This is a genomic window from Allobosea sp. 2RAB26 (genome assembly GCF_052115465.1).
GTDB lineage: Bacteria > Pseudomonadota > Alphaproteobacteria > Rhizobiales > Beijerinckiaceae > Allobosea.
In genome coordinates this window covers 1-26,260 of record NZ_JBFRGS010000026.1, presented here as the reverse complement: position 1 = coordinate 26,260, position 26,260 = coordinate 1, and the positions used below count along the sequence as shown (strand labels likewise).

The following is a 26,260-nucleotide window of genomic DNA, read 5'->3' as shown; positions in this document are numbered from 1 at the left end:
CCAGTGCGGAATACACATTTCCCACGCCGAAAATGTGGCCCCGGACGCAAGGCTGCACAAGGGTTGCGCCAAGAATCGTCCTTGGAGCGGCCGATGGCGCGGATTAAGGCTGGTCCAGCCATTTTTGCGAACAGGGACCTGACATGAAGCTCGATTCGTCCATCGCGGCCGTCGTCACCGGCGGCGCGTCCGGCCTCGGCGAAGGCACCGCACGCATGCTCGCCTCCCAGGGCGCGAAGGTCGCCATCTTCGACATGAATGCCGAGCGCGGCAAACAGGTGGCGAGCGAAATCGGCGGCATCTTTGCCCTTTGCGATGTCTCGAACGATGCCTCGGTCGACGAAGCCCTGCTCACGGCTCGTCAGGCGCATGGCATCGAGCGCATCCTGGTGAATTGCGCCGGAATCGCCCCGGGCCGCCGTGTCGTCTCGAAGAAGCGGGAGACCGGCGAACTCGTGGCCCACGACCTCGCGACCTTCGAGAAGACGCTCGCCGTCAATCTCGCCGGCACTTTCCGCATGATCGCACGCTCGGCGCTCGCACTCGCCGCGGAGCCACCGGTCACGCCCGATGGCGGGCGCGGAGTCTTCATCTGCACGGCTTCGGTCGCGGCCGAGGATGGCCAGATCGGCCAGGCGGCCTATTCCGCCTCGAAGGGCGGCATTGTCGGCATGACCCTACCGATCGCGCGTGACCTCGCCCAGCTTGGCATCCGCGTCATGACGATCATGCCCGGCCTGTTCGAGACTCCGATGTTCGCGTCGGTACCGGACGACTATCGCCAGGCGCTGGAAGCCTCGATCCCGCATCCCTCGCGCCTCGGCCGCCCCGCCGAATATGCCGCGCTGGTCAGGAGCATCGTCGAGAACGACATGCTGAACGGCACGGCAATCCGCCTCGATGGCGCGATCCGGCTGGCACCGAAATAGCGCGCTGCGTCAAATAATCCTGAAGACCTTGCACCCGTCTTGTCGCGGTAGAGGTCCCACCGCATCGCGTCGCCGCCTCGTGCTTACGCCCGAGGCTCAAGGGAGCGCGGCGCAGAACATGGCGCCAGCCTCTTCATCGCTGGCGGACGAGGCCACAACGCAGCGGGCAGCCGTGCCGCCCCTTGCAGGGACGCCCTATTTTCCGGGCGTCGCTGGCGGCTTGATCTCATGCTTCAGGATCAGCGGCGTCTGAGCCAGGGCAAAGGCCATGGTCAGCGGCATCACGCCCCAGACCTTGAAGGCGACCCAGAAATCCTGCGTCTGCGTACGCCAGACGATCTCGTTCAACGCGGCAAGGACGAAGAAGAACAGGCCCCAGCGGAAGGTGAGCTTGCGCCAGCCCTCCTCGTCGAGCTGCAGGACAGTTTCGAGCACCAGCGCCAGCAGCGAACGCCCGAAGAACAGTCCGCCAAGCAGGATGCAGCCGAACAGCGTGTTGACGATGGTCGGCTTCACCTTGATGAAGAAGGCATCGTCGAGCGCCAGCGTCAGCCCACCAAAGACCGTCACCACGACCGCGTTTACGATCGCCATGCGCGGCAGATGGTGGAGCAACACACGCGACAGGGCGAGCGAGACAAGCGACGCCACGATGAAGATGCCGGTCGCAACAAAGATGCGCCGGTCTTCGGCGACGCCGAACAGGCGGTCGCCATAGGAGTTGGCGAAAAAGAAGATGGCCAGCGGCCCGAACTCGAGGCCGAGCTTGAGCAGCGGGTTAACGCCCTTGTCCTTAGTCGTCTCGGCCAGACTCTCGCTCACGCGGCTTCTCCCAATCCAGCAACCGCTCGTGCAAAATCACGTGCGGAGAATGGTTCCAGATCCTCGACACTCTCGCCGACGCCGATGAAATGCACCGGCAAGCCAAACTGGGCGGCGAGCGCCACGAGGATGCCGCCACGCGCCGTGCCGTCGAGCTTCGTCATCACCAGCCCGGTCACGCCAGCCGTCTCGCGAAAGGCCTCGACCTGCGAGATCGCATTCTGGCCCACCGTCGCGTCGAGCACCAGCAAGGCTGCATGCGGCGCCTCCGCGTCGAGCTTGCGGATCACCCGCACCACTTTGGCGAGCTCGTCCATCAACCCTGCCTTGTTCTGCAGCCGGCCGGCCGTGTCCACGAGAAGGATATCGACCCCGTTGGCCCTGGCTTTCTGCAGCGCCTCAAAGGCCAAACCCGACGCATCCGCACCCTGCTGACCAAATACAACCTCCGCACCCGTGCGCTCGCCCCAGACCTTGAGCTGCTCGATCGCAGCTGCGCGGAACGTATCGCCCGCAGCGAGCATCACCGACTTGCCTTCGGCACGGAATTTCGCAGCCAGCTTGCCGATCGTCGTCGTCTTGCCGGAGCCATTAACCCCGACCATCAGGATCACGAACGGCTTTTTCGTGGCATCGATCGTCAAGGGGTGCGCCACCGGCGTCAGAATGCTCTCGACCTCGCGCGCCAGGATGGCCTTCACCTCCTCCGGCTCGATCTGCTTGTCATAGCGTCCCTCGCCCACCGCCTTGGCGACGCGCGCCGAGGTGGCGAGGCCAAGATCGGCCTGGATCAGGATGTCTTCGAGATCCTCCAGCGTCGCGGCATTGAGCTTGCGCTTGGTGAAGAGCTCCGTGATGCCGGTGGTCAGCGCCGAGGAGGTACGGGAGAGCCCGTCCGCCAGCCTGCGCCACCAGCTGCGCTTCGGCTGCGGCGCCGGGCTCGGCTCCGCGGGCTGTCCGGATGCCATGGGCGAAACCGGCGCGGGCGCGGGTTCGGGCTCCGGTTCGGCTTCAACCTCCGGCGTCGCGATCGGCAAGGGCGCAGCCTCGCCGATCAGCAGATCGGGGGCGATTGGGGCATCGGGTACAGCGTCAGGAGCCGGCTCGGCTGCGGCATCCGGCAAATCCGGGGAGGGCTCGGCTGCGCTCTCAGGAGCGGGCTTGGACTGTTCCTGCTCCAGCCCGAACAGCCTCGAAAAGAAGCCGCGCTTTTTCGGTTCGCTCTCGCTCATCACTCGTCCCGTCATCCTGCAGGCCAGGCGCCCGAGTTGCGCCACACCGCTGGTTTGGATAGCGCAATGCCATGAGCAGACCGGATCAACCAGCAATTTCGCGCGAGACCCCAGAAGYCGCCCTGCCGGTGCCACTGCTCTATCGCGACGCGATGATGCTGGTGATCGACAAGCCCGCCGGCCTGCCCTCGCATCGCGGCCCGCAGGCAAAGCGCCGCGTCATTCCCGTGCTGACCGATTATCTCGACGCCCTGCGCTTTGGTCTGCCGCGACGGCCAGAAGCCGCCCACCGGCTCGACAAGGATACGTCCGGCTGCCTCATCCTCGGCCGCCACCCACGCGCAATGGCCGAGCTCAACCAGCTGTTCCGCGACGGCCGCATCGACAAGACCTATTGGGCTATCGTCGAGGGTGCCCCGCAGGACGACGAAGGCATGATCGATCTGCCCCTCGCCAGGCGCTCTCCCGAACGCGGCTGGTGGATGAAGGTCGACCCGGAGGGATTGCCTTCACAAACCCGTTATCGGGTTCTGGGTCGCGCGGAGGGTTTGACATGGCTCGAACTCGAGCCGCTCACCGGCCGCACGCATCAATTGCGGGTGCATTGCGCGGCCTCCGGCTGGCCGATGCTGGGCGACGAAGTCTACGGCTCGGCGCCGCGGGACGGCGGACCTGGACTCCAGCTCCATGCCCGCGCTGTCAGCGTTCCGCTCTATCGCAAGCGCGAGCCGGTCAGAGTCGAGGCGCCCCCGCCTTCGCACATGCTGGAGGCGCTTGGGCGCTGCGGCTGGAGCAAATCTTTCGGGAATCCTAACGCCGCTGTCGAACAGGGCGAACCGTCATCAACCCTTCGCTAATTTGAGCTTGCTATCGCTAGGGAACAGCAACCGGAGCGTGCATTGATGCCGGAGACAGCGACCTTGAGCAGCAGAGCCAGCCCCGATGGGCTCATGACGCTCGAAGCTGCACGCCAATCCGCGCGTGAGGCCGCCCCGGATGCACCACTGGCGACATTGCTCTCCTGGGTCGAAGACTATCTGATGAGAGGTCATGCCGATCTCGGCAGGACCGGCGCCGTCTGCCCCTTCACACGCCAGGCGGCCCGGCTCGATACGGTCCGCCTCGGCATTTCCAATCAACGCGCCACGCATGAGGATGCGGCCTTCGCCCTGGTTCGGAGCGGTTTCGGTGCACTCGACGCCATCCCCTGCAAGGCCGGCATGCAGCACTTCCGCACGGTGATCATCGGCTTTCCGAAATGCGACAGCCCGGACGGCATCGCCATGCTCAAGCGCGTCCAGGACCGTCACAAATTCTACTCGCTGCGGCGCAACCGCATGATCGGGCTGATGCATGCGACGTCGGAGGCGCCAGGCCTCTGGAATTCGGATTTCCGGCCGCTGCGCGCGCCTCTGCCTGTCATCGCCATCCGCCACATGGTCGAGCATGACGCGCCCTTCGCGGCCAGGCACCCCCTGCTGCTCCTGCCCTATCTCGCCCGCTTCCCGATCACAGGGTCGAGGCGGCTGATCGCGCATCTGCGCGCCGGAGCCCAATGATGAGCAAGCGGCGGGAAGGCTCCGAGATCGGCGGAGCCGTGACGACAGAGGTCATAACCGAGCGCGATGGTTTCCTCGCACTCCAGCCGGAATGGGACGCGTTCTTTGCACGTGCGGCCCTGCCGCATCAGGTCTTCCAGAGCCACGTCTTCCTGAAGCACTGGGCCGCGCATTATCTCGAGGGGCATGGCCGGCTCAGTATCCTCATTGCACGCCGCCACGGTGTCCTTGCGATGATCTGGCCACTCGTCCGGCAGCGCCGCTGCAGCCTCGAGACGCTCCGCTTCATGGGCATCCCGGTCGCGCAGTTCGGTGACATCCTCGTCGAGCCCGGCCCCGACCGCGATACTCTGGTGCGGGCAGCATGGCGCGCCGTGCGCGCACTGGGCGCCGATCTGTTCGAGGCGCGCAAACTGCGAGCAGACTCCATTCTCGCCGCCTCCGGCCTGCTCGGTGAAGCGATGCCGATCGAGCAGCTCAACGCCCCCTTTGCCGATCTGGTCTGGCGGGTCGGCACGAACGGCCCGAGCAGCGCCTACCCGGCCCGCGAGCGCTCGAATTACCGTCGGCGCCTGCGCCGGCTCGAGGAACGCGGCACGATCAGCTTCGAGGCGCCGCCGCCCGGTCCCGCCGCCGCAGCCCTCGCCGGCGACGCCGTGGCGTTCAAGCAAGCCTCGCTGCTGCGCCATGGCACCGTCGCGCCGACGATCGACGATCCTCGCTTCGCGGCCTTCTTTCGGGATTTTGCCGGAGATGCGGACGGGGGGAGTTCGCTGCGCGTCTCCGCAATATGCTGCGATGGCGCCCCGGTCGGCATCGACCTCTCGCTTGACTGCAAGGGCCGCAGCTTCGGCCATGTCCTCGCAGCCCATCCCGATTTCGAGCGGGGCGGCGTCGGCAGCATCCTGATTCATCACAGCTTCGCCAGCGCCAGGGCACGCGGCAATGCCGTGTTCGACCTGCTGGCCCCGTCGGATGCCTACAAGCTCGAACACGCCGACGGGCAGACCGGTGTCAGCGACCTCCTGCTGCCGCTCTCCCTCAAGGGGCGGCTCGCCTGCAGCGTCGGTTTCCAACGCTTGCGGCCCGTTTTGAAGAGCGCGGCCAAGCGACTTCCACCCGGTATTGCGCGCCGTGTCGCGATCTGGGGCAGGGCTGGCTGATCAGCCGGCCATGGCGTCCATGGCGCGGGCGAGCTTGACGTCGAGCTCGGTCAGCCCGCCGGCATCATGCGTAGCCAACGTCACCTCGACCGTCTTGTAGACATTCGACCATTCCGGATGATGGTCCATCCTTTCGGCCAGGAGCGCGACGCGGCTCATCCAGCCGAAGGCCTCATTGAAATCATGGAAGATGAAGCGCTTAGCGATGGCCTCACGACCCTCGACCAGTTTCCAGCCCACCAGCGTCATGAGCGCTTCGTTGCGAGCTTCGGCACTCAGTCGCTTGCGCATGATCATCTCCGCTGGAAATCGCTTCGCGGCAGCCGGTTGGGGTAGGATGGGCCAAGCGGATAGGCGGCCTCAAGCACATAAGGCCCGCCGCCGATCGAATCCCGCGATGACATCAGGGTGAAGCGCCGGGCCGTGAAGGCGATCGGCCGGACGATAGGATGCATCGCCAGATAATGCGCAACCTCGACAGGCGAGGTATCGCGCAGCCGAGCAAGCGTGACATGCGGCACGAATTTGCGCCCTTCCGCCGGTAATCCGAGGCGGCGCATCAGGCGCTCGATATCGGCCTGGAGCTCGCTGAGCTGGCGACTGGGTTGCACCCGCGCAAACACGGCGCGCGGCTTGTCGCCCCCGAAACTGCCCAATGCGTCGAGCGTCACCTCGAAGGGCTGTGTCTGCAGATCGGCGAGAAAGCTGTCGACGTCATGGGCCATGCGGCGGTCGACGTCCCCGAGGAAGCGCAAGGTAACGTGATAGTCGGCCGGCTCGATCCAGCGCGCACCAACGAGCCCGCCTCGATGCAGCGTCAGCGTCGAGGCGACCTCGGCGGGTATCTCCAGAGCTGTGAACAGCCTCGGCATGGCGAATCAGTGCCAAGTTTTTGTGACTCTGGCGAGACGAAAAGCGATGGAGCGCAGGAAAACCTCTGCAAACCTTCGCCCTCCCGCCCCGCCATGAGCCGCGCTGGTTTCAGGGACAGGGGTTTCCGACCAGTTGGTGAATCGCGTCGATCTTTGCTTCGACCTCGGGCGAAAGTGCGACATCGATCGAACCGATATCGGCCCGCAATTGTTCCATTGTCGTCGCGCCAATGATGTTGGCCGTCACGAAGGGGCGCGAATTGACGTAGGCCAGCGCCATTTGCGCCGGATCCAGACCAGCCTCGCGGGCAACCGCGATATAGTGCTTCACCGCATCTTCCGCGCCGACAGCCTCGTAGCGCTGGCCGCGATTGAACAGCGTCGAGCGCGCGCCGGCCGGCTTGGCACCGTCCAGATATTTGCCGGTGAGGTAGCCCTGGGCCAGCGGCGAATAGGCCAGCAGGCCGACCTGCTCACGCATCGCTATCTCGGCCAACCCCGTCTCAAAGGTACGGTTGAGCAGGTTGTAGGCATTCTGGATCGATTGGACGCGAGGCCCTCCGCGCGCTTCGGAATCGCGCACGAAGCTCATCGTGCCCCAGGCGCTCTCGTTGGAGAGCCCGAGATGACGGATCTTGCCGGCCTTCACGATCTCGCCGAAGGCGTCGAGTTGTTCGGCGATCGACGTCTCGCCATCGGGAGTTTCGAAAGCGGCCTTGTTGAAGCGCGTTGGATTCGAGCCCCACGGCATCGCACGCTCGGGGAAATGCAGCTGGTAGAGGTCGATATAGTCGGTCTGCAGCCGCGTCAGGCTCTTGTCGACCGCCTCGAAGATCTGCTTGCGGTTGATGCGGGTCGGTCCGCGATCGTCCCGGAACCAGTCATTGGCCGAGCGGCCGACGATCTTGGAGGCCAGGATGACCTTGTCGCGGTTCTTCCGCGCCTTGAACCAGCTACCGATGATCCGCTCCGTCGAGCCCTGCGTCTCCGGCTGCGGCGGAATCGAGTACATTTCTGCCGTATCGAAGAAATTCACGCCCTGCGCGAGAGCGTAGTCCATCTGCTCATGGCCCTCGGCTTCGGTGTTCTGCTGGCCCCAGGTCATGGTTCCAAGGCAGATGACCGAAACCTGGAGGTCGGTGCGCCCAAGACGGCGATATTGCATGGTCAGACAACTCCGGAGATTGCGCGCAGCGGCGCTCATGGGGTGGGACGCGATTTTCGGGCCGACCGGCATGATGCGAACGCCGCCCTGCTCCGTGGCGGCGCATCGGTCCGGAACGGAAGGGATCAGGATTTCGAGCGGATGGTCTCCAGGAAACGCTCGACCGTCGGCAGAATCCGCTCGACGATGACGCGCACGCCTTCGGCTGTCGGATGCAGCAGATCCGGCTGGTTCAGCGCACGATCGCCCGCAATGCCCTCTAGGAAGAACGGATAGAACACCAGCGCGTGTTTCTCGGCGAGTGCCCTGAACAGCCCGTCGAAACGGCCGGTGTACTCCGCGCCGAGATTGCGCGGCGCATACATCCCGGCCAGCAGCACCGGGATACCGCGCGCTTTCAGCCGCGTGATGATGTCCTCGAGCGCTTTTTCCGTCACCGCCGGATCGAAACCGCGCAGCGCGTCATTGGCGCCAAGCTCGACAATCACACCATCGGTCCCGTCAGGCACCGACCAGTCGAGCCGCTCGAGGCCCCCCTGGGCGACATCGCCCGAGACACCGGCATTGGCGATATCGACGGCATGTCCCTTCTGGCGCAAGGCTTGCTCCAGCACCGCCGGAAATGCCGCGCTCGCTGGCAGGCCATAGCCGGCGCTGAGGCTGTCGCCCAGCACGACAAGCTTGAGCGGGCGCGGTGTCTGGGCTTGTGCCATGGCTGAAACCGGAAGGAGCATCAAAAGCGCCAGCCAAAAGGCCGCAGCGCAAAAAGCACGGGCAAATGATTGGACAAGCGCGCGACCGCGCCCATATCGGGCGGCGGGGCGCAACGCGCCGAGACCCCATCCCCATCGCGATGCGATGCGGATGGACGGCGTCGATGGCATTGAAGACAGGATCATGTGGCGATGAGTGATAAGTCAGCCCCGGCGATCGAATTGCGGGATGTCCATCTTAGTCTGGGGCGTGCAGCCGCCCGCGTCCATATCCTGAAGGGCGTTTCTTTGTCACTGGCTGCCGGCGAGGCGACCGGGCTGGTCGGTCCTTCGGGATCAGGCAAATCCACCCTGTTGATGACGATGGCCGGGCTCGAACGACCCGATTCCGGACTGGTGAAGGTAGCGGGCCAGGATCTTGGTCAGCTCGGGGAAGATGGCCTTGCGGTTTTTCGTGGGCGCCAGATCGGCATCGTCTTTCAGTCCTTCCATCTCGTTCCGACCATGACGGCGCGCGAGAATGTCGCTCTGCCACTCGAACTTGCGGGCGCAGACGATGCGTTCGCCCGGGCGGAAGCCGAGCTGCGCAATGTCGGGCTCGGCGATCGCATGGACCATTATCCGGCCCAGCTCTCCGGCGGCGAGCAGCAGCGTGTCGCGATCGCTCGCGCCGTCGCGCCTGATCCGGCCATTCTCGTCGCCGACGAACCGACCGGCAATCTCGACGAGAGCACCGGCCGCTCGATCGTCGATCTGATCTTCGCGCTGCGCCGCGAGCGGGGCGCCACCCTCGTGCTGGTCACGCATGACCTCTCGCTTGCCGCGGCCTGCGACCGGACGGTGCGCCTGCGCGCCGGGCGGATCGAAGCCGATGCCGATCTCGCCGTCGCCTGAGCCCTCGCCATGCACGCTCCGGTCAAGCCCACCGCTGCCACCCCTCCCCGCTCCCCTTTTGGCCCGGCACTCGCCCTGCGGCTCGCCTGGCGCGATCTGCGTGGTGGCCTGCGCGGTTTCGGCGTCTTCATCGCCTGTCTCGCTCTCGGCGTCATGGCCATCGCAGCCGTCGGCTCGGCGTCGCGCGGCCTGACGGAAGGGTTGCATCGCGAAGGGCGACGCATTCTCGGCGGTGACGTCGCCTTCAGCCTGATCCATCGCGAGGCCACCGCCGTCGAGCGGAGCTTTCTCGAAGGACGTGGCGCCCTCTCGACCATCGCCACGATGCGCGGCATGGCCAATGCCGGCGACAAGGGCGCGGCCCTGATCGAGCTCAAGGCGGTGGATTCCGCCTATCCGAGCATCGGCGAGGTCGTCAGCGAGCCGGCTGGCCCGCTTTCCGATCTGCTGTCCCAGAGCAATGGCAGCTTTGGCGCCATTGCCGATCCCGTGCTGCTTGGTCGCCTCGACCTGAAGATCGGCGACACGATCTCGGTCGGCAGCGCGCGCGTGCAATTGCGCGCCAGCCTCGTCTCAGAGCCGGACAAGATCGCGTCGGGCGTCGGCTTCGGTCCTCGTCTTCTGGTGTCCCAGGACGCATTGCGTGCCACCGGATTGCTCCAGCCGGGCAGCCTGGTGCGCTGGACCTATCGCGTCTCGCTGCCCCCCACGGCGTCCGATGATGCGGCCCTCGAGCGCCTCACCGCCGATGCCGGTCACCAACAGCCGGACGCTGGTTGGGAAATCCGCTCGCGCGCCAATGCCGCGCCGAGCTTTCAGCGCAATCTCGAGCGTTTCACGCAGTTCCTGACCTTGGTCGGACTGACCGCCCTGCTGGTTGGCGGTGTCGGCGTCGCCAATGCGGTGCGCCGCTTCGTCGAGGCCAAGAAGCTCGATTTCGCGACCTTGAAGGCGATCGGCGCAACCGGCGGGCATGTCGTCGCGATCCATCTGACCGAGGTCATGATCGTTGCGGCGCTTGGCATCGCGATCGGTCTTCTGCTGGGCGCCGCCGCGCCCTTCGCGCTCGGCTATGCGCTTCGCGACCTGCTGCCCCTGCCCTTCGAGCCGACATTGGCGCCAGGAGAGCTGGTGATCGCGGCGCTCTATGGCCTGCTGACCGCGCTGGTCTTTGCGATATTGCCGCTCGGCCGGGCGCATGACGTGCCGGTCTCGGCCCTGTTCCGCGACCAGATCGAGCCGGATCTGCGCCGGCCCAGGCTGGTCTATATCGGTGTTTTCCTTGCGGCTCTCATCGGCCTCGTCGGCGTCGCGGTCGCCTTCGCCTATGACCGCCGCATCGCGCTGATCTATATCGCCGTTGCGGCGGGCATCTTCCTGCTGCTGCGCCTCGTCGCCTGGAGTCTGATGGCTCTCGCCCGCCGCAGCCCGCGGCCGCGGAACCCGGCCCTGCGGATGGCGCTCGCCAATGCCCACCGCCCCGGCGCATTGACGCCGTCGCTCGTGCTCTCGCTGGGCCTCGGTGTCGCCCTGCTCTCGGCGCTCGCCTTCATCGATGTCAGCCTCACCCGGCAGTTGACCCAGTCGCTGCCGGACAAGGCGCCGAGTTTCTTCTTCCTCGATATCCCGAACGGCCAGAGCGCGCGCTTTGACAGCTTCATCGCCGAAACGAGGCCAGGCGCCACGCTCGAACGCGTCCCGATGATGCGCGGCCGCATCACCAGTCTCAATGGCGTGCGCGCCGAGCAGATCAAGGCCTCCGAGCAGGCAGCCTGGGTCCTGGATGGCGATCGCGGCATCACCTATGCGGAAACCATGCCCGAGGGCTCGATCATCACTGCCGGGGAATGGTGGCCGGCAGGCTACCGCGGCGAACCGCTCGTCTCCTTCGATGCGCCGATCGCCGCCGGGCTTGGGCTCAAGGTCGGCGATAGCGTCACCGTGAACGTGCTGGGCCGCAACATCACGGCGCGGATCGCCAATCTGCGCACCATCGAATGGCGCTCGCTCGGCATCAATTTCGTCATGGTGTTCTCGCCCAACACCTTTGCCGGCGCGCCGCACACCAATCTCGCGACCGTCACCTCCGGGACCGACGCGACGGCCGGCGCCGATGCGCAGCTTCTGCGCCGGCTGGCGGTCGAATTCCCATCGGTCACCGCCGTGCGGGTGAAGGACGCGCTCGAAGCGGTCAACACCATCGTCAGCCAGCTCGCGACCGCGATTCGCGGCGCCTCGGGCCTGGCGATCGCCTCCAGCCTGCTGGTCCTGGCAGGCGCTCTCGCGGCCGGGCAGCATGCGCGGCTATACGACGCGATGATCCTGAAGACGCTCGGCGCGACACGTCGCTTCATACTTTCGTCGTACGCCCTCGAATATGCCGGAATAGGTTTTGTCTCCGCCCTGTTCGGCGTTGTCGCCGGCGCATTGGCAGGCTGGGGGGTCGTCACCCAAGTGATGAAGATAGAATTCGTCAGCGATCCGACCGGCGCGATCCTCGCTGCGACTGCCGCAATCATGGTTACCGTCCTGTTCGGATTGTTCGGAACCCTAAAAATACTATCGAAAGCGCCAGCTTCTCATCTGCGGAATTTATGAGAACTGTCGCTCTTGCCTCCGAGATAGACATGGAGCGTTCGCCGCATTGCATCATTCTGGGGCCCGTGATCTATTCAGGCGGCGCTCTTAACCATGGCGGCCTCTTGTAAGGTCGCTCAATCCCCCTCATATTCCGCGTTGTCGCCACGATTTTGGGCGATGGTGGAGATCGCGGAGGCGATGTCCGCCCCGGAATTCTACCTGTGAGGGAAATCGCTCTATGAGCAACTTCGACCGCAATGCTCCAGTCTGGGGTGCCGGCCGCGCACAGCAGACCAGCGCCGTCGAGATGGATCAGGGCCTGCGCTCGTTCATGCTCGGCGTCTACAACAACATGTCGATCGGTCTGGCCATCACCGGCCTTGCCGCCCTCGGCATCAGCATGCTCGCGATCGGCGGCGTCTCGGCGGAAGGCAAGATCACCGCACTGACCCCGCTCGGCCAGGCCCTTTATCTCAGCCCGCTCAAATGGGTTGTGATGCTGGCCCCGCTCGCCTTCATCTTCTTCTTCTCGTTCAAGGCCGAGAGCATGAGCTCCTCGACCGCGCGCACCATGTTCTTCGCCTTCGCGGCGGTGATGGGCGTGTCGATGTCCTCGATCTTCGTCGTCTTCACCGGCGCGTCGGTCACTCAGGTCTTCTTCATCACGGCCGCCGCCTTCGGCGCGCTCAGCCTTGCCGGCTACACCACGAAGAAGTCGCTTTCGGGCATGGGCTCCTTCCTCATCATGGGCCTGATCGGTCTGGTGATCGCCTCGGTGGTCAACATCTTCCTGGCCTCGAGCGCGCTCTCTTTCGCCATCTCGGCGATCGGCGTGCTGGTCTTCGCCGGCCTGACCGCCTGGGATACCCAGCGCCTGAAGGAGATGTATCTCTACTCGGATTTGGACGCCGAATCGGCTGCGAAGCTCTCGGTGAACGGCGCTCTGTCGCTCTACCTGAACTTCATCAACATGTTCCAGATGCTGCTTCAGCTGTTTGGCGATCGTCGCTGATCGATCGTCCGCCTTGCGGATCAAGCGAGCCCCGGCTGCAAAGCCGGGGCTTTTCTTTTGCGTTCCTCGCGGTCCATCTTGATCGGATGGACCCCATCACGATCAGGGACGGTCGCATCGACGACATCCCCGTCATCACCACGATCTATGCCGATGCCGTCTCGAACGGCACCGCCTCCTGGGAGCTTGAACCGCCCTCGACCGGCGAGATGCAGCGGCGCTTCGAGGCGCTCGTTGCCGATGGCTATCCCTATCTCGTCGCGACCAGAGGCGAGGATCTGCTCGGTTATGCCTATGCCGGTGCCTATCGCCCGCGCCCGGCCTATCGCAGCACGGTGGAGGACTCGATCTATCTCTCGCGGCAAGCACAGGGCTTCGGCATCGGCCGCGCTCTGCTGAGCGCGCTGATCGCCGCGTGCGAAGTCAGGGGCTTCCGGCAGATGGTCGCGGTCATTGGCGATGGGAACGGCGCCTCGGCCGCCTCGCGCCGGCTGCATGAACACGCCGGATTCGCGCTCATCGGGGTCGCCAGGGCCGTCGGCTACAAGCACGGCCGCTGGCTCGACCAGATGCTGATGCAGAAGGAAATCGGCGACGGCAACCGAACCGCGCCGCCCCTCAACTCACCACGCTGAGCTTCTTGTCGACCACCCGCAGGACACGGCTGAGATCCGAGCCGCGCTTCAGGATCAGCCCGGTCGCCGCGACGATCGAGTACGCGCCCTGGCGCTTGGCAAGGGCGGGATCCTTGACGATCCGGTAGAGCGGGACCTCGGAGGTTCGGCGATAAACCGAGAACTGTGCCTTGTCCTTCAGGAAATCGATGGCGTAGTCGCGCCATTCGCCGGCAGCGACCATCCGGCCGTAGAGATTGAGAAGCTCAGAGAGTTCCCGGCGATCAAAAGTAACGGCCGCCGGCTTGGCCGGACCGGGGAAGGCAACCACCGCCCCGGCCCCGTGCGATTGCGGCGTTTCGCTTTCGCTCATAGCGCCTCCCGATCGGCGGTCGAGCAGGGCCCGATCGCACTTCCCGTTGGGCAGGATGATGCGCCCCGGATGCTGCGCTGGCAAGAGATCGAGGCAGGCCGAAAAGAATCACGCCTTCGTCAGCCACGCCGCATTTTCGCCGCGAACGCGCCAAGCGATGGCCAAGTTGCCGGGCTCAACTCCCCTCGTTGCCTCGACGGCCCGGCCTCATTGAGTTCCGGATACGTCAGCCCCCCAGCCCCCCGGGCTTGGTGAGGTCGGGCCTATCGGTTCGAGGATACCTCAACGGCTGGCGGTTTCCGCTGGCCGTTTTCTTTTGGCGAAAATGCAGGCTCTTCAGCGGTTTTGTCCGTGATACTGGGCATTTGGCCGCATATCGACGGCCGAGGCCATCCTGTTCGACATGTTGAAGAACGAAGCGACCGCACCGACATCCCAGATGTCACGTTCGCCGAATCCCGCCGCCCGCAACGCCTCGCGATCACCTTCCTCGACGAGATAGGGCGTCTCGCTCAGCTTCACCGCAAAATCGAGCATCGAACGATGGCGGGGCGAGAGCGAGGCAGCGCGATAGTTCATGGCCATCAGCTCGCCGAGCACCGGATCCCCCGAGAGCTGACGGACCGCGGCGCCATGTGCCGTCAGGCAGTAATAGCAACGGTTCACGCTCGACACGGCGACGGCGATCATTTCGCGCTCGAGCTTGGAGAGACCCGAAGGGCCGAGCATCAGGTCGTTGTAGAACGCGGCGAAGGCCGTGAGCTTGGCATCGTCATGGGCGTAGGCCAGCAGCACATACGGCACGAAGCCGAGCTTCTCCTGGCATTTGGCGAAATAGGCCCGATTCTCGGCCGACAGTTCGACTTCCGGCAACGCCAGCGCCATCACCCTTGGCGACTCATCCTGCCGAGTCGGAAGCTCTCCCACCTTCGATTTGTCATGCTTGTTCGCCATGGTCCGTTTCCTGATGTGTCGGCGGAGTTGAACTTTCGACAGGAGCTGCCGCGATGTTCGCACGGGCGCCCTTGTTCGTGTGCATGATGCGACGAAAGTTGAAAGGCGCCGCAGCCTATGTCATCGCTGCGGCAAAATAACTGAGGGTTCTGGGGATGGTTAAACGAGTGACGAATGCAACGATCGAGGCTCTGGCCGCGGTCGAGGCCGCAGCTTCCCAGAGCGGAACCGGCATGCCGGCGGAGTTTCCGAAGCTGCTCTATGGCCGCGTCGTCGCCGAAGATATCGTCGCACTCCCGCCCGATCTCCTCGCCCGTGCCGCTGCCGCCGCCTACGAGCATCTGACCGCGAAGCGCCGGCCCGGCACGCCGAATCTGCGTTTCCGGGACGAGGCGTTCAGCGAGCATGGCCGCGAACGCCAGATCACGATTCTCGAGGTCGTAAACGATAACAAGGCTTTCCTGCTCGATTCGACGCTGGCTGAGCTGACCGAGCAGGGTTACGAGCCTCGCCTCGTCGCCCACCCCATCCTGGCGGTCGTGCGCGATGCCGACGGCGCTTTTCACTCGCTTGCAGGCGAAGCGACCGGACGGGCTCCGGAAGGCGCTCGCCGCGAAAGCCTGATCCATATCCATCTCGACCGTATCGACACGCCCGAGGCGCGCGAGCGCCTGAAGACCGGTCTCGAGCGGGTCTATGTCGATGTCGGCCTGGCGGTCGACGATTGGGCGGCCATGCGCGGGCGAATCACCGAGGTGATTCAGGCCTATCGCTCCAACCCGCCCCCGCTTGCCGAGGACGAGGTCGCTGAGGCCCTGCAATTCCTCGAATGGATCGCCGGCGACAATTTCACGCTTCTCGGCATTCGAGCCTACCGTTTCCCGGGCGGTGATGCGGCTGCCGACCCGATCGACAGCTCGGGTCTCGGCATCCTGCGCGATCCCTCCGTGCGCATGCTGCGCAAGAATCGCGAAATGGTGGTGATGACGCCGGAGATTCGCGCCTTCCTCGCCAAACCGCAGGCGCTGATCATCACCAAGGCCAACGTCAAGAGCCGCGTGCATCGCCGCGTCCATCTCGACTATATCGGCGTCAAGCTGTTCACACCTGATGGCCATCTCGACGGCGAGATGCGCATCGTCGGCCTGCTGACCTCCAATGCCTATACGGGCAGCGCCCGCGCCATTCCCTATCTGCGGCTCAAGGTCGCGCGCGTCGCCAAGAACACGGGCTTCGACGCGGCGAGCTATTCCGGCCGCGCGCTGCTCAACGTGCTCGATGCCTTTCCGCGCGACGAGCTTTTCCAGATCGACGGCGAGACACTCGAACGCTTCGCGCTCGATATCCTGCAGCTGACCGAGCGCCCGCGCATCCGCGCGCTGGCCCGGGTCGACGAGTTCGACCGCTTCGTCTCGATCCTCGTCTTCATTCCGAAGGATCGCTACGACACGCAGGTCCGCCGTCGCGTCGGCGAATTCCTGGCGCGGATCTATGAGGGGCGCCTGTCGGCCGCTTACCCGGCCTATCCGGAAGGCCCGCTGTCCCGCACCCATTACATCATCGGCCGCGACGAAGGCCGCACGCCAAGGGTCGATCGCGCCACGCTGGAAGCCGGCATTGCTGCGATCGTCCGAACCTGGGCGGATGGCCTCAAGGACGTTCTCGACGAGCAGAAGGCGGGCCCGGCAGCGCGGTCGCTGACCGAGCGCTATGCCGAGGCCTTTGGCGCGGCCTATCGCGAGCGCTTCTCGGCAACCGATGCGCTCGAAGACATCGACATGCTGCAGAAGCTCACCCCGGAGCGGTCGCGCGCGGTCAATCTCTATCGCCGCGAGGGCGATACCGCGGCGCGGGCCAATCTCAAGGTCTTCTCGAGTGGTTCGCCGATCTCCCTCTCCGCCCGCGTGCCGGTGCTCGAGAACATGGGCTTCCGCGTCGTCAACGAGCGGACCTTCAACCTGACGCCGGCAGCCAATGGAGTTGAAGCGCCTGAGGCCGCCCGTGTCTGGCTGCACGACATGACGCTTGAGCGTGCCGGCGGAGGCGAAATCGATGTCGCCCGCCTCGATCCGACGATCGAAGCAGCGCTGATGGCCCAGTTCCGTGGGCTGGCGGAATCGGACCGTTTTGACCAACTCGTCCTTGCCGCCGGAATCGCCTGGCGCGAGGCGGCGCTGCTGCGTGCGCTCGGGCGCTATCTCAGGCAGGTCGGCGCGCCCTACGCCCAGGACTACATCGCCGATGCGCTGACCCGACACCCCGGCATCGCCTCGAAGCTGATCGCCTATTTCGTCGCCAAATTCGACCCGCATTTCGATGCGAGCAAGCGCGAGAAGGCGATGCAGGCCGAGCGTGACAGCATCGAAGCCGCGCTCAACGACGTCACCAGCCTGGACGAGGACCGCATCCTGCGGCGCCTGGTCAACCTGATCGAAGCGGCGCTGCGCACCAATTTCTTCCAGATCGGCCCGGATGGCTATGCGCGCAGCACGATCTCGCTGAAATTCGAATGCGCCAGGCTCGACGATCTGCCGCTGCCGCATCCGCTCTACGAGATCTTCGTCTATTCGCCCCGCGTCGAGGGTGTGCACCTGCGCTTCGGCAAGGTCGCGCGCGGCGGCCTGCGCTGGTCCGACCGGCCGCAGGATTTCCGCACCGAGGTGCTGGGCCTGGTCAAGGCTCAGCAGGTGAAGAACGCCGTGATCGTTCCGGTCGGCGCCAAGGGCGGCTTCTTCCCCAAGCAGTTGCCGCCGGCGAGTGATCGCCAGGCCTGGATCGCGGAAGGCACCGAGAGCTACCGCATCTTCGTCCGCACCCTGCTGGAGCTCACCGACAATCTCGACGGCGAGACGGTCATTCCGCCGGCCGACACCGTGCGCCATGATGGCGATGATCCCTATCTCGTCGTCGCCGCCGACAAGGGCACCGCAACCTTCTCCGATATCGCGAACGCGCTTTCGATCGAGAAGGGACATTGGCTCGGCGATGCCTTCGCCTCTGGCGGCAGCCAGGGCTATGACCACAAGAAGATGGGCATCACCGCACGTGGCGCCTGGGAGGCCGTGAAGCGGCATTTTCGCGAGATCGACATCGACATCCAGTCGACCCCCTTCTCGGTGGCGGGTGTCGGCGACATGTCGGGCGACGTCTTCGGCAACGGCATGCTGCTCTCGCCGGCGATCAGGCTTGTGGCCGCCTTCGACCACCGCGACATCTTCCTCGATCCGGAGCCCGATCTGGCAGCGTCACACGCCGAACGCCAGCGCCTGTTCGCGCTGCCCCGCTCCTCGTGGCAGGACTACGACAAGTCGCTGATCTCCAAGGGCGGCGGCGTATTCTCGCGCCAGGCCAAGAGCATCCCACTCTCCCCGGTGCTGCGCGCGCTGCTTGATCTCGACAAGGCGGAAGTCACCCCGCCCGAACTGATGACCGCAATCCTCAAGGCGCGGGTCGACCTGCTCTGGTTCGGCGGCATCGGCACCTATATCCGAGCCACCGACGAGACCGATGCCCAGGTCGGCGACCGCGCCAATGACGCGATCCGGATTGCGGGCGCCGATCTGCGGGCCCGTGTCGTCGGCGAAGGCGCCAATCTGGGCTGCACCCAGCGCGGCCGCATCGAAGCCGCCCGCAACGGCATCAGGATCAACACCGATGCCATCGACAACTCCGCCGGCGTCAACACCTCCGACGTCGAGGTCAATATCAAGATCGCACTCGCGGGCCCTGTCCGCGACGGGCGCCTGCCTGAGAAGAAGCGCAACGCCCTGCTCGTCGACATGACCGATGAGGTCGGCCTCCTCGTCCTGCGCAACAACTACCTGCAGACGCTGGCGCTTTCGCTGACCGAGGCTCAGGGCGCGACGGCAACGCCCGCGCTGCGTCGCCTGATGCTGACGCTGGAAGCCCAGGGCCGCCTCGATCGCTCGGTCGAGTTCCTGCCGACCGATATGGTGCTGGCCGAGCGCGAGAAGCGCGGCGAGGGCCTGACCCGGCCGGAGCTTGCCGTGCTGCTGGCCTATGCCAAGCTCGCGCTGCACGATGCCTTGCTCGAATCGGCCATTCCGGACGATCTCTATCTCAACAACGAGCTCGCCCGTTATTTCCCGAAGGCGCTGCGCGACAAATACGGCGCCGAGATTGCCAGCCACAAGCTGCGTCGCGAGATCGTCGCAACCCAGCTCGCCAATGCCATCATCAACCGTGGCGGCCCGGCCATCGTCTCGACCCTGGCCGGCCAGACACGCGCCGACGCACCGGCGATCGCCGCGGCTTACGCCATTGCGCGTGACTCCTTCGATCTGATCGCCCTGAACGGGGCGATCGATGCGCTCGACGCCAAGATCCCGGGCAAGACCCAGATCGGTCTCTATGCCGCGGCCCAGGAACTCGTCACCGATCGGATGAGCTGGTTCCTGCGTCGGGGCGTCGCCAAACCGGGCTCCATCGAGCAAACGGTTGCGCATTACGCGAGGGGCGTCTCCGCACTCGCCGGCGAACTCGACAGCCTGCTGCCCGAGGCAGCCGCCCAGGCGCGTACGGCCCGCATCGCCGTTCTCGTCTCGGAATCAGTGCCCGAAACCCTCGCTGCGCGGATTGCCAGCCTGCCCGCACTTGCCCAGGCGACCGACATCGTCGACATCGCCGACCGGACCAAACGGTCGATTTCCGAGGTGGCGCGGATTCATTTCGGCGCCGATTCGGTCTTCGGCCTGTCCAGCCTGGCGGCAGCAGCAGCAGCCGTACCGGCGACCGACGATTATGAGCGCCTGGCCCGCGACCGCGCCATCGAAACGCTGGTCGATGCTCATGCCGGGTTGACTCAGGAGATCGCCTCGGGCGCAACCGGATCCGACACCCTCGATGGCTGGCTGGCCGAGCGTGGCGCGGAGGCCGATCGCACCCGCGCGACGGTCTCGGCCATCACGATGTCGGGCCTGTCCCTGCCGAAATTGATGGTCGCAGCCGGCATGCTCGCCGATCTTCCGAGAAAGCACTGAGACGAGATCATGACCGAGACCGAACGCGACATGCCCGCCACCCGGATCGACCCGAAACTGCTCGAGATCCTGGTCTGCCCGGTGACCAAGAGCACGCTCGAATACGACGCAGCAAAGCAGGAGCTGATCAGCCGCCCTGCCAAGCTCGCCTATCCGATCCGCGACGGCATTCCGATCATGCTGCCGGAAGAGGCACGGCAGATCGAGGGATAGACCCCGCTCTCGAGGCCCACTTCGGAGCGATCGGTGTCATGGTCGGGCCTGTCCGACCATGACGCCTCTCCTTAAAGCATCGGCCCGAAAAGTGGATTGCGGTGTTCGGGAAGGCCGATGCAAAGACAAAGGGTTAGATCATCGGAGTGGATACGATATCCGGTCCGATGATCTAGAGCGCCTCGCCTCTGAGCAGGCGCGGCGGGTCCCCTGCCAGTCCCGCCGCCTCGCGGATGAAGAAACGCTTCAGCCCTGGCATCCGATCGACCAGCCCGAGCCCGAAATCGCGAGCCAGGCGAAATGGCGTCACGTCATTTGAAAACAGCCGATTGAGCCCGTCCGTCACCGCGCCCATCGCAACCGTGTCGAAACGCCGGGCGCTTTCATAACCTTCGAGAACGTCGGCGCTGCCTGGATCGAGCCCAAGCCGCGCGGCATCGACGATGGCCTCAGCCAGGGCCGCGACATCCTTCAGCCCGAGATTGAGCCCCTGGCCGGCAATCGGATGGATCAGGTGAGCGGCGTCACCAAGCAGCGCCAGCCTGTCGCCGACGAAGCGTCGCGCCACGCCAAAGCCGAGCGGCATCGCCGTGACCTTGCTCTCCAGTGCAAGCTCCCCAAGCTCCAGTCCGAAGCGCCGCTCGATCTCGTCGAGCATATCGGCCTCGTCGAGCGAGAGCAGCGCCGCGACATTCTCCTCGCGCTCCGTCCAGACGATCGAAGAGCGGTGGCCGAGCCTGCCGCCGTCGCTGAGCGGGAGGATCGCAAAGGGCCCGGATGGCAGGAAATGTTCGACGGCCCGCCCGTCATGCGGCCGCTCATGGCTCAGCGTCGCAACCAGCCCGGACTGGTGGTAGGACCAGCCGACCCAACCGATGCCGGCGCGTTCGCGGAGCCGCGACCGCGCGCCATCCGCAGCCACGAGCAGCAACGCCGCAATGCGCTCGCCGCCCGCATAGGTGATCTCGATGGTATCGTCCTGCGCATCGAAACCGCGAACGCCTTCCGGCCGCATCTCGACATTCGCTTCACGGCAGGCGCTCAACAGCGCCGTCATCAGCGCCATGTTCTCGACCATATGGGCGAAGGATTGTCCGGGCTCGATCTCGCCGTCAAAGGTCAGGAAGACCGGACGCACCACGTCTGGATTGCGGCTGTCGGTCACCACCACTTCGGTCATCGCGGCAGAACTGCCTGCAACGGCCTCCCAGACGCCCAGCACCTCCAGCATGTTGCGTGCAGCCGCCGCCACGGCGTAGGCGCGGTTGTCCTGACGCGGCGGTGCCGCAAGCGCCGGGTCCGCCAGGACGATTGCATAAGCCTCGCCGAGCGCCCGTTTCAGCGCCAGCGCCAGCGAAAGCCCGGCGATGCCGCCACCCGCGATCACGATGCGCCTTTCGGAATGGCCGGTCTGCTGCCCCATCGTCCTGCTCCTGCGCCTCATGCCGACCACGCCTGGACCAGCGCTTGACGACGCCCGGTGCGTCGGTGCTGATGCGGAGGATACGGCGGAACCGTCTTCGGCTCAGCCGGCCCGCCCGTCAATCCGCCCGCCAGTCGAGCCTGAAGAACCATGTCCCAGATCAGCGACTCCCTGATGTCGATCCTCGACCTCGAGCGGCTCGAGCGCAATCTGTTCCGCGGTCGCAGCCCCAAGATCGGCTGGCAGCGGGTCTTCGGCGGGCAGGTCATCGGGCAAGCCCTCTACGCCGCCTGCCAGACAGTGGAAGGCCGCCAGCCGCACTCGCTGCACGCCTATTTCCTGCTGCCGGGCGACCCGGAGACTCCGATCATCTACGAGGTCGAAAGGCTCCGCGACGGCCGCTCGTTTACGACGCGGCGCGTGCTGGCGATCCAGCATGGCGAGGCGATCTTCTCGATGTCCGCCTCGTTCCATGCCGAAGAACCCGGCTATGAGCATCAGATGCCGATGCCGGACGTGCCGATGCCGGAGGAACTGCCGAACCGGGAGGAGATGCAGCGCAGCGTGCTGCCGCATATGCCCGAAGCCGTGCGCGCCTATTACCAGCGCGAGCGGCCGATCGAGATTCGGCCCGTCGAGCTCCAGCGCTACGTCACAGGCGAGAAGATGGAGCCGAAGTTCAATGTCTGGATCCGCTCGATGCAGCCTTTGCCCGACGATCCGGCGGTTCATCAAAGCGTGCTTGCCTATGCTTCGGATCTGATGCTGCTCGATTCGAGCCTCATCGCGCATGGCAAGACCGTGTTCGACAAGCAGATCCAGGGCGCGAGCCTCGATCATGCGCTCTGGTTTCATCGCCCCTTCCGCGCCGATGACTGGCTGCTCTATGCTCAGGACAGCCCCTCGACCTCGGGCGCGCGCGGGTTCTCCCGCGGCCTTGTTTTCGATCGCCATGGCAAGCTCGTCGCGTCCGTGGCGCAGGAAGGCCTGATCCGGCCGCGTCCGGACCGCGAATGAGCGCTTTCTAAGCAGAAGCACAGCAACCAAGCATTTGCCTGTTTATTAGGCAATCACCCCGCACCGAGTGGTGCGACGGGGCGTTTTTCCTTGCGTCATCCCCTCATGATCCCCCTCCGGCAGTTGGCACGGGCCTTGAATTGACCGGCCGTGACGTGTGTCGGGCTCCCGGCGCGCGCGGAGCGCAACGCGATCGCCGGGGCTGACATCCGGGCGGCGGAAACGGGGAAACCCAAGCATGAAAATCGTGATGGCTGTCATCAAGCCGTTCAAGCTGGAGGAGGTGCGCGACGGGCTCACCGCCATCGGCGTGCATGGCCTGACCGTGACCGAGGTGAAGGGATATGGCCGGCAGAAGGGCCATACCGAGATTTATCGCGGTGCCGAATATGCCGTGAGCTTCCTGCCGAAGATCAAGATCGAAGTCGCCGTCTCGGACGAGCTCGTCGGCAAGGTGATCGAGGCGATCACCGCCGCAGCCCGTACCGGCCAGATCGGCGACGGCAAGATCTTCGTCTCGTCGATCGAGAAGGCCGTCCGCATCCGCACAGGCGAGACCGACGGCGACGCCCTCTGATCCTCTCGATCCTTCAGTCCAGGAGTTTCAACCGATGAATTTCAAGACCCCATTGCGGGCCGGGCTGGTCGGAGCGGTGCTCGCCGCGACCACGGCGGTCGCGCTGGCCCAGACAGCGGCGGCTCCCGCCGCGCCGGTGCCGAACAAGGGCGATACCGCCTTCATGATGAGCTCGACCGTGCTCGTGCTGCTGATGACGATTCCCGGCCTCGCCCTGTTCTATGGCGGCCTGGTGCGCAGCAAGAACATGCTCTCGGTGCTGACCCAGGTCTTCGCCATCGTCTGCATGGTCAGCCTGCTCTGGGTGATCTACGGCTACTCCCTCGCCTTCACCCACGGCGGCGGCCTGAACGATTTCGTCGGCGGCTTCTCGAAAGCCTTCCTGCGCGGCGTCGACGGCAACTCGGTCGCGGCGACCTTCTCGAACGGCGTCGTCATCCCCGAATACGTCTACATCTGCTTTCAGATGACCTTCGCCTGCATCACGCCGGCCCTGATCGTTGGCGCCTTCGCCGAGCGCATCAAGTTCTCGGCGCTGATGCTGTTCACCGCCCTCTGGGTGACCTTCATCTATTTCCCGATGGCCCATATGGTCTGGTACTGGGGCGGTCCCGATGCCGTCGGCAATGCGGCCAAGGCTGTCGCTGAGGCGGGCCCCGATGCCAAGGCGGCCGCAACCGCGGCGCTCGACGCGGTCAACGCCGATGCCGGCATGCTCTTCAAATGGGGTGCGCTCGACTTCGCCGGCGGCACCGTCGTCCACATCAACGCGGGCATCGCCGGCCTCGTCGGCTGCATGCTGCTCGGCAAGCGCGTCGGCTACGGTAAGGAACTGATGGCCCCGCACTCGCTGACCATGACGCTGATCGGCGCAGCCCTGCTCTGGGTCGGCTGGTTCGGCTTCAATGCCGGCTCGAATCTCGAGGCCAACGGCACCGCCGCGCTTGCCATGATGAACACCTTCGTCGCCACGGCGGCAGCCGCGCTCGGCTGGCTCTTCGTCGAATGGGCGGCCAAGGGCAAACCCTCGCTGCTCGGCATGGTCTCGGGCGCGGTTGCCGGTCTCGTCGCCGTCACGCCGGCCGCTGGCTTCGCAGGCCCGATGGGCTCGATCGTGCTCGGCCTTGTCGCTGGCGCCGTCTGCTTCGTCTTCTGCTCCACCGTCAAGAATGCGCTCGGCTACGACGATTCGCTCGACGTGTTCGGCATCCACTGCGTCGGCGGCATCATCGGCGCCCTGGCCACCGGCATCCTGGTCAATCAGGCGCTCGGCGGCGGCGGCATCCCGGACTATGTCTCCAAGCCGGGCGAGCTCGTCACCGCGGCCTATGAATTCGGGCCGGCATTCGTGGCTCAGGCCAAGGCCGTTCTCTTCACGCTCGTCTTCAGCGGCGTCGGCTCACTGATCCTCTACAAGATCGTCGACGTCGTCGTCGGTCTGCGCGTCACCACGGATCAGGAGCGCGAAGGCCTCGACATCGCCGAGCACGGCGAGCGCGCCTACAGCATGTAAGCGCCTCCGGCCGCTTCACGTGAAACAGGCCTCGGCGGTCTCCCGCCGGGGCCTTTCTCATGGTAACTCCGCCCGCAGAAGCAGGCCGATCGATCCGCCGGCGAGGCGCTCCCCTTCAAGGTTAAGCGGGTCTTAACCTGACCTTCATACCCTGATCGCTGGAGGCCGGTATGATGCGGCCTGTAGTCCTGTGGAAGGCGGCCCGGCCGGCATGCGAACAATCCGACGCTCCTCATCCCTGATCGATCGCCTGCCCGATCCCGCGCGGGAATTCCTGTCGCGACGGACGTCGGAGATGGTCGGGCTCGGGCTGCTGGCGCTGACAGCGGCCATCGCACTCGCGCTTGCGACCTGGGCCGCTGAAGACCCCAGCCTCAACAACGCCACGGGCGGCGCCGTCAACAACCTGCTCGGGCGCCCGGGTGCGATGATCGCCGATCTGACCATGCAGATGATCGGGCTCGGCGTCATCGCCATGCTCTTCCCGCCGCTGATCTGGGCGCTGCGCCTGATGCGCTTCCACCTGTTCGATCGCGGCGCGCTCAAGCTCGGTCTCTGGGTTGTCGGTATCGTCGCGACGGCGGCCGTCGCGAGCGCCCTTCCGGCGACGCCGCGCTGGCCCTTGCCCACCGGGATGGGCGGCGTGATCGGCGACGGCCTGCTGTTTGGGACGCGCAATCTCGTCGGCATCGCAGGCAGCGCCCTCGGCGGCCTTGTCGCTTTTCTCTATGCCGGTATAGCAATTCTCGCCGTGACCGCCGCAGCGGGCTTCGGCTTCGTCACCGACGAAGATCCGGTCAATGACAGCGACGACGAAGACGAGTCCTGGGCCGAGACCGAGGAGCGTCGCGACGACGAGCCCGGTTTCGCCGTCATCCTTGTCGGCTGGCTTGCCCATGGCGCAATGGCGCTCAAGGGCGCGATCCTGCGTCGCCTGCCGCACCCGCCGGAACCGGCCGTCAGCGCCACTGGCTCTCCTGGCAACCAGCCCATCAGCCGCGTACGCCGTGAACCGCAGTTCAACGAAGCTGCGGCCCGAGCCGCCCCCCCAGTCTTCGCCCCCGAGCCGTTGCCCAGCCCGCGTCCGGCCAGTCGCGTCGTCGACTTTCCCGATGGCGATATCGACGACGATGATGGACCGCAGGACCTGCGCGATCTCAATGCTCCGCGCGTCACCGCCCGGCCCGCTGCTCCCAAGCCTGGCAAGCGTCTGTCGCGCGAGGCCCAGCCGTCCCTGCTCGATCGCGATCATTTCGAGCTGCCGCCGCTGACCTATCTTGCCGAACCGAAGAAGGTCCCCTCGACAGCCATCTCGACGGATGCGCTGGAGCAGAATGCGACCCTGCTCGAAGGGGTGCTCGAGGACTTTGGCGTGCGCGGCGAGATCAGCCAGGTTCGCCCGGGCCCTGTCGTGACGCTCTACGAGCTCGAGCCGGCGCCGGGGACCAAGTCGTCGCGGGTGATCTCGCTGGCCGACGACATCGCGCGCTCGATGAGCGCGATCTCGGCGCGTGTCGCCGTCGTCCAGGGCAAGAACGCGATCGGCATCGAACTGCCCAATGCCAAGCGCGAGACCGTCTTCCTGCGCGAGCTGCTCGCCAGCCAGGATTTCGAATCGACCAAGCACAAGCTGGC

At 65.5% G+C, this 26,260-nt stretch carries 23 protein-coding genes; 14 read left to right on the top strand and 9 right to left on the bottom strand.

Annotated features, from left to right (window positions below):
- Window positions 1–143: 143 nt before the first annotated feature.
- Window positions 144–929: an SDR family NAD(P)-dependent oxidoreductase gene (locus AB4118_RS30755; protein WP_441493305.1), complete on the top strand. Its 786-nt coding sequence runs from the start codon at window positions 144–146 to the stop codon at window positions 927–929.
- 195 nt (window positions 930–1,124) lie between these two features.
- On the opposite strand, the gene AB4118_RS30750 is transcribed toward AB4118_RS30755, so the two are convergent.
- Together AB4118_RS30750 and ftsY are read right to left on the bottom strand one after the other, a co-directional pair.
- Window positions 1,125–1,751, bottom strand: coding sequence for a septation protein A (locus AB4118_RS30750; protein ID WP_441493304.1), 627 nt, complete (start codon window positions 1,749–1,751; stop codon window positions 1,125–1,127).
- Complete coding sequence (ftsY, locus tag AB4118_RS30745) at window positions 1,748–2,983, bottom strand: signal recognition particle-docking protein FtsY (RefSeq protein WP_441493303.1); 1,236 nt, start codon at window positions 2,981–2,983, stop codon at window positions 1,748–1,750. Before ftsY ends, AB4118_RS30750 begins: the two co-directional genes overlap by 4 nt.
- 71 nt (window positions 2,984–3,054) lie before the next feature.
- On the opposite strand from ftsY, the gene AB4118_RS30740 reads away from it, so the two are divergent.
- From AB4118_RS30740 to AB4118_RS30730, 3 genes are all read left to right on the top strand, one after another.
- Complete coding sequence (locus AB4118_RS30740; protein WP_441493302.1) at window positions 3,055–3,840, top strand: RluA family pseudouridine synthase; 786 nt, start codon at window positions 3,055–3,057, stop codon at window positions 3,838–3,840.
- Window positions 3,841–3,903: 63 nt separating this feature from the next.
- Window positions 3,904–4,542 carry a DUF6875 domain-containing protein gene (locus AB4118_RS30735; protein WP_441493301.1) on the top strand — a complete coding sequence of 213 codons (639 nt, stop codon included), beginning with the start codon at window positions 3,904–3,906 and terminating at the stop codon, window positions 4,540–4,542.
- Window positions 4,542–5,705 carry a GNAT family N-acetyltransferase gene (locus AB4118_RS30730; RefSeq protein WP_441493300.1) on the top strand — a complete coding sequence of 388 codons (1,164 nt, stop codon included), beginning with the start codon at window positions 4,542–4,544 and terminating at the stop codon, window positions 5,703–5,705. Before AB4118_RS30735 ends, AB4118_RS30730 begins: the two co-directional genes overlap by 1 nt.
- On the opposite strand, the gene AB4118_RS30725 is transcribed toward AB4118_RS30730, so the two are convergent.
- The 4 genes from AB4118_RS30725 to AB4118_RS30710 form a co-directional block, all read right to left on the bottom strand.
- A complete protein-coding gene (locus AB4118_RS30725; protein WP_043237017.1) occupies window positions 5,706–5,996 on the bottom strand; it encodes a 4a-hydroxytetrahydrobiopterin dehydratase in 291 nt (96 codons plus the stop codon).
- A gap of 2 nt (window positions 5,997–5,998) precedes the next feature.
- The gene (thpR, locus tag AB4118_RS30720; protein ID WP_441493299.1) at window positions 5,999–6,577 is read right to left on the bottom strand and encodes an RNA 2',3'-cyclic phosphodiesterase; all 579 of its coding nucleotides are present in this window, start codon (window positions 6,575–6,577) and stop codon (window positions 5,999–6,001) included.
- Between the two features lie 109 nt (window positions 6,578–6,686).
- Window positions 6,687–7,742: an aldo/keto reductase gene (locus tag AB4118_RS30715; RefSeq protein ID WP_441493298.1), complete on the bottom strand. Its 1,056-nt coding sequence runs from the start codon at window positions 7,740–7,742 to the stop codon at window positions 6,687–6,689.
- Between the two features lie 125 nt (window positions 7,743–7,867).
- Window positions 7,868–8,455, bottom strand: a complete 588-nt coding sequence (locus AB4118_RS30710; protein WP_441493297.1) for an arylesterase — start codon at window positions 8,453–8,455, stop codon at window positions 7,868–7,870.
- 192 nt (window positions 8,456–8,647) lie between these two features.
- On the opposite strand from AB4118_RS30710, the gene AB4118_RS30705 reads away from it, so the two are divergent.
- The 4 genes from AB4118_RS30705 (at window position 8,648) to AB4118_RS30690 (ending at window position 13,576) form a co-directional block, all read left to right on the top strand.
- A complete protein-coding gene (locus AB4118_RS30705; protein WP_069878613.1) occupies window positions 8,648–9,349 on the top strand; it encodes an ABC transporter ATP-binding protein in 702 nt (233 codons plus the stop codon).
- Between the two features lie 9 nt (window positions 9,350–9,358).
- Window positions 9,359–11,947 carry an ABC transporter permease gene (locus tag AB4118_RS30700; protein WP_441493296.1) on the top strand — a complete coding sequence of 863 codons (2,589 nt, stop codon included), beginning with the start codon at window positions 9,359–9,361 and terminating at the stop codon, window positions 11,945–11,947.
- A gap of 220 nt (window positions 11,948–12,167) precedes the next feature.
- Window positions 12,168–12,941: a Bax inhibitor-1/YccA family protein gene (locus AB4118_RS30695; RefSeq protein ID WP_441493295.1), complete on the top strand. Its 774-nt coding sequence runs from the start codon at window positions 12,168–12,170 to the stop codon at window positions 12,939–12,941.
- A gap of 86 nt (window positions 12,942–13,027) precedes the next feature.
- Entirely contained in the window at window positions 13,028–13,576 is a 549-nt protein-coding gene (locus AB4118_RS30690; RefSeq protein WP_441493294.1) for a GNAT family N-acetyltransferase, read from the top strand.
- Here the strand turns inward: AB4118_RS30690 and AB4118_RS30685 are convergent.
- Together AB4118_RS30685 and AB4118_RS30680 are read right to left on the bottom strand one after the other, a co-directional pair.
- The gene (locus AB4118_RS30685) at window positions 13,560–13,928 is read right to left on the bottom strand and encodes a DUF2794 domain-containing protein (RefSeq protein WP_113513467.1); all 369 of its coding nucleotides are present in this window, start codon (window positions 13,926–13,928) and stop codon (window positions 13,560–13,562) included. The two genes, AB4118_RS30690 and AB4118_RS30685, sit on opposite strands and share 17 nt — an antisense overlap.
- A gap of 336 nt (window positions 13,929–14,264) precedes the next feature.
- Window positions 14,265–14,813, bottom strand: coding sequence for a peroxidase-related enzyme (locus tag AB4118_RS30680; protein WP_441493328.1), 549 nt, complete (start codon window positions 14,811–14,813; stop codon window positions 14,265–14,267).
- 224 nt (window positions 14,814–15,037) lie between these two features.
- Here AB4118_RS30680 and AB4118_RS30675 point away from each other — a divergent pair, with 224 nt between their 5' ends.
- Window positions 15,038–19,882, top strand: a complete 4,845-nt coding sequence (locus AB4118_RS30675; RefSeq protein ID WP_441493293.1) for an NAD-glutamate dehydrogenase — start codon at window positions 15,038–15,040, stop codon at window positions 19,880–19,882.
- Window positions 19,883–19,891: 9 nt separating this feature from the next.
- Complete coding sequence (locus AB4118_RS30670) at window positions 19,892–20,095, top strand: Trm112 family protein (RefSeq protein WP_441493292.1); 204 nt, start codon at window positions 19,892–19,894, stop codon at window positions 20,093–20,095.
- Between the two features lie 172 nt (window positions 20,096–20,267).
- Here AB4118_RS30670 and AB4118_RS30665 read toward each other — a convergent pair whose 3' ends face one another.
- Window positions 20,268–21,518, bottom strand: a complete 1,251-nt coding sequence (locus AB4118_RS30665; RefSeq protein WP_441493291.1) for a ubiquinone biosynthesis hydroxylase — start codon at window positions 21,516–21,518, stop codon at window positions 20,268–20,270.
- 150 nt (window positions 21,519–21,668) lie between these two features.
- Between AB4118_RS30665 and tesB the strand changes: the two genes are divergently transcribed.
- The 4 genes from tesB to AB4118_RS30645 form a co-directional block, all read left to right on the top strand.
- Complete coding sequence (gene tesB / locus AB4118_RS30660; protein ID WP_441493290.1) at window positions 21,669–22,535, top strand: acyl-CoA thioesterase II; 867 nt, start codon at window positions 21,669–21,671, stop codon at window positions 22,533–22,535.
- 238 nt (window positions 22,536–22,773) lie between these two features.
- A complete protein-coding gene (locus AB4118_RS30655) occupies window positions 22,774–23,112 on the top strand; it encodes a P-II family nitrogen regulator (RefSeq protein WP_043236992.1) in 339 nt (112 codons plus the stop codon).
- A 34-nt stretch (window positions 23,113–23,146) separates the two neighbouring features.
- A complete protein-coding gene (locus AB4118_RS30650) occupies window positions 23,147–24,625 on the top strand; it encodes an ammonium transporter (protein WP_441493289.1) in 1,479 nt (492 codons plus the stop codon).
- Window positions 24,626–24,836: 211 nt separating this feature from the next.
- Window positions 24,837–26,260 (top strand): DNA translocase FtsK 4TM domain-containing protein (locus AB4118_RS30645; RefSeq protein WP_441493288.1); only part of this gene is annotated, 1,424 nt, incomplete at its 3' end.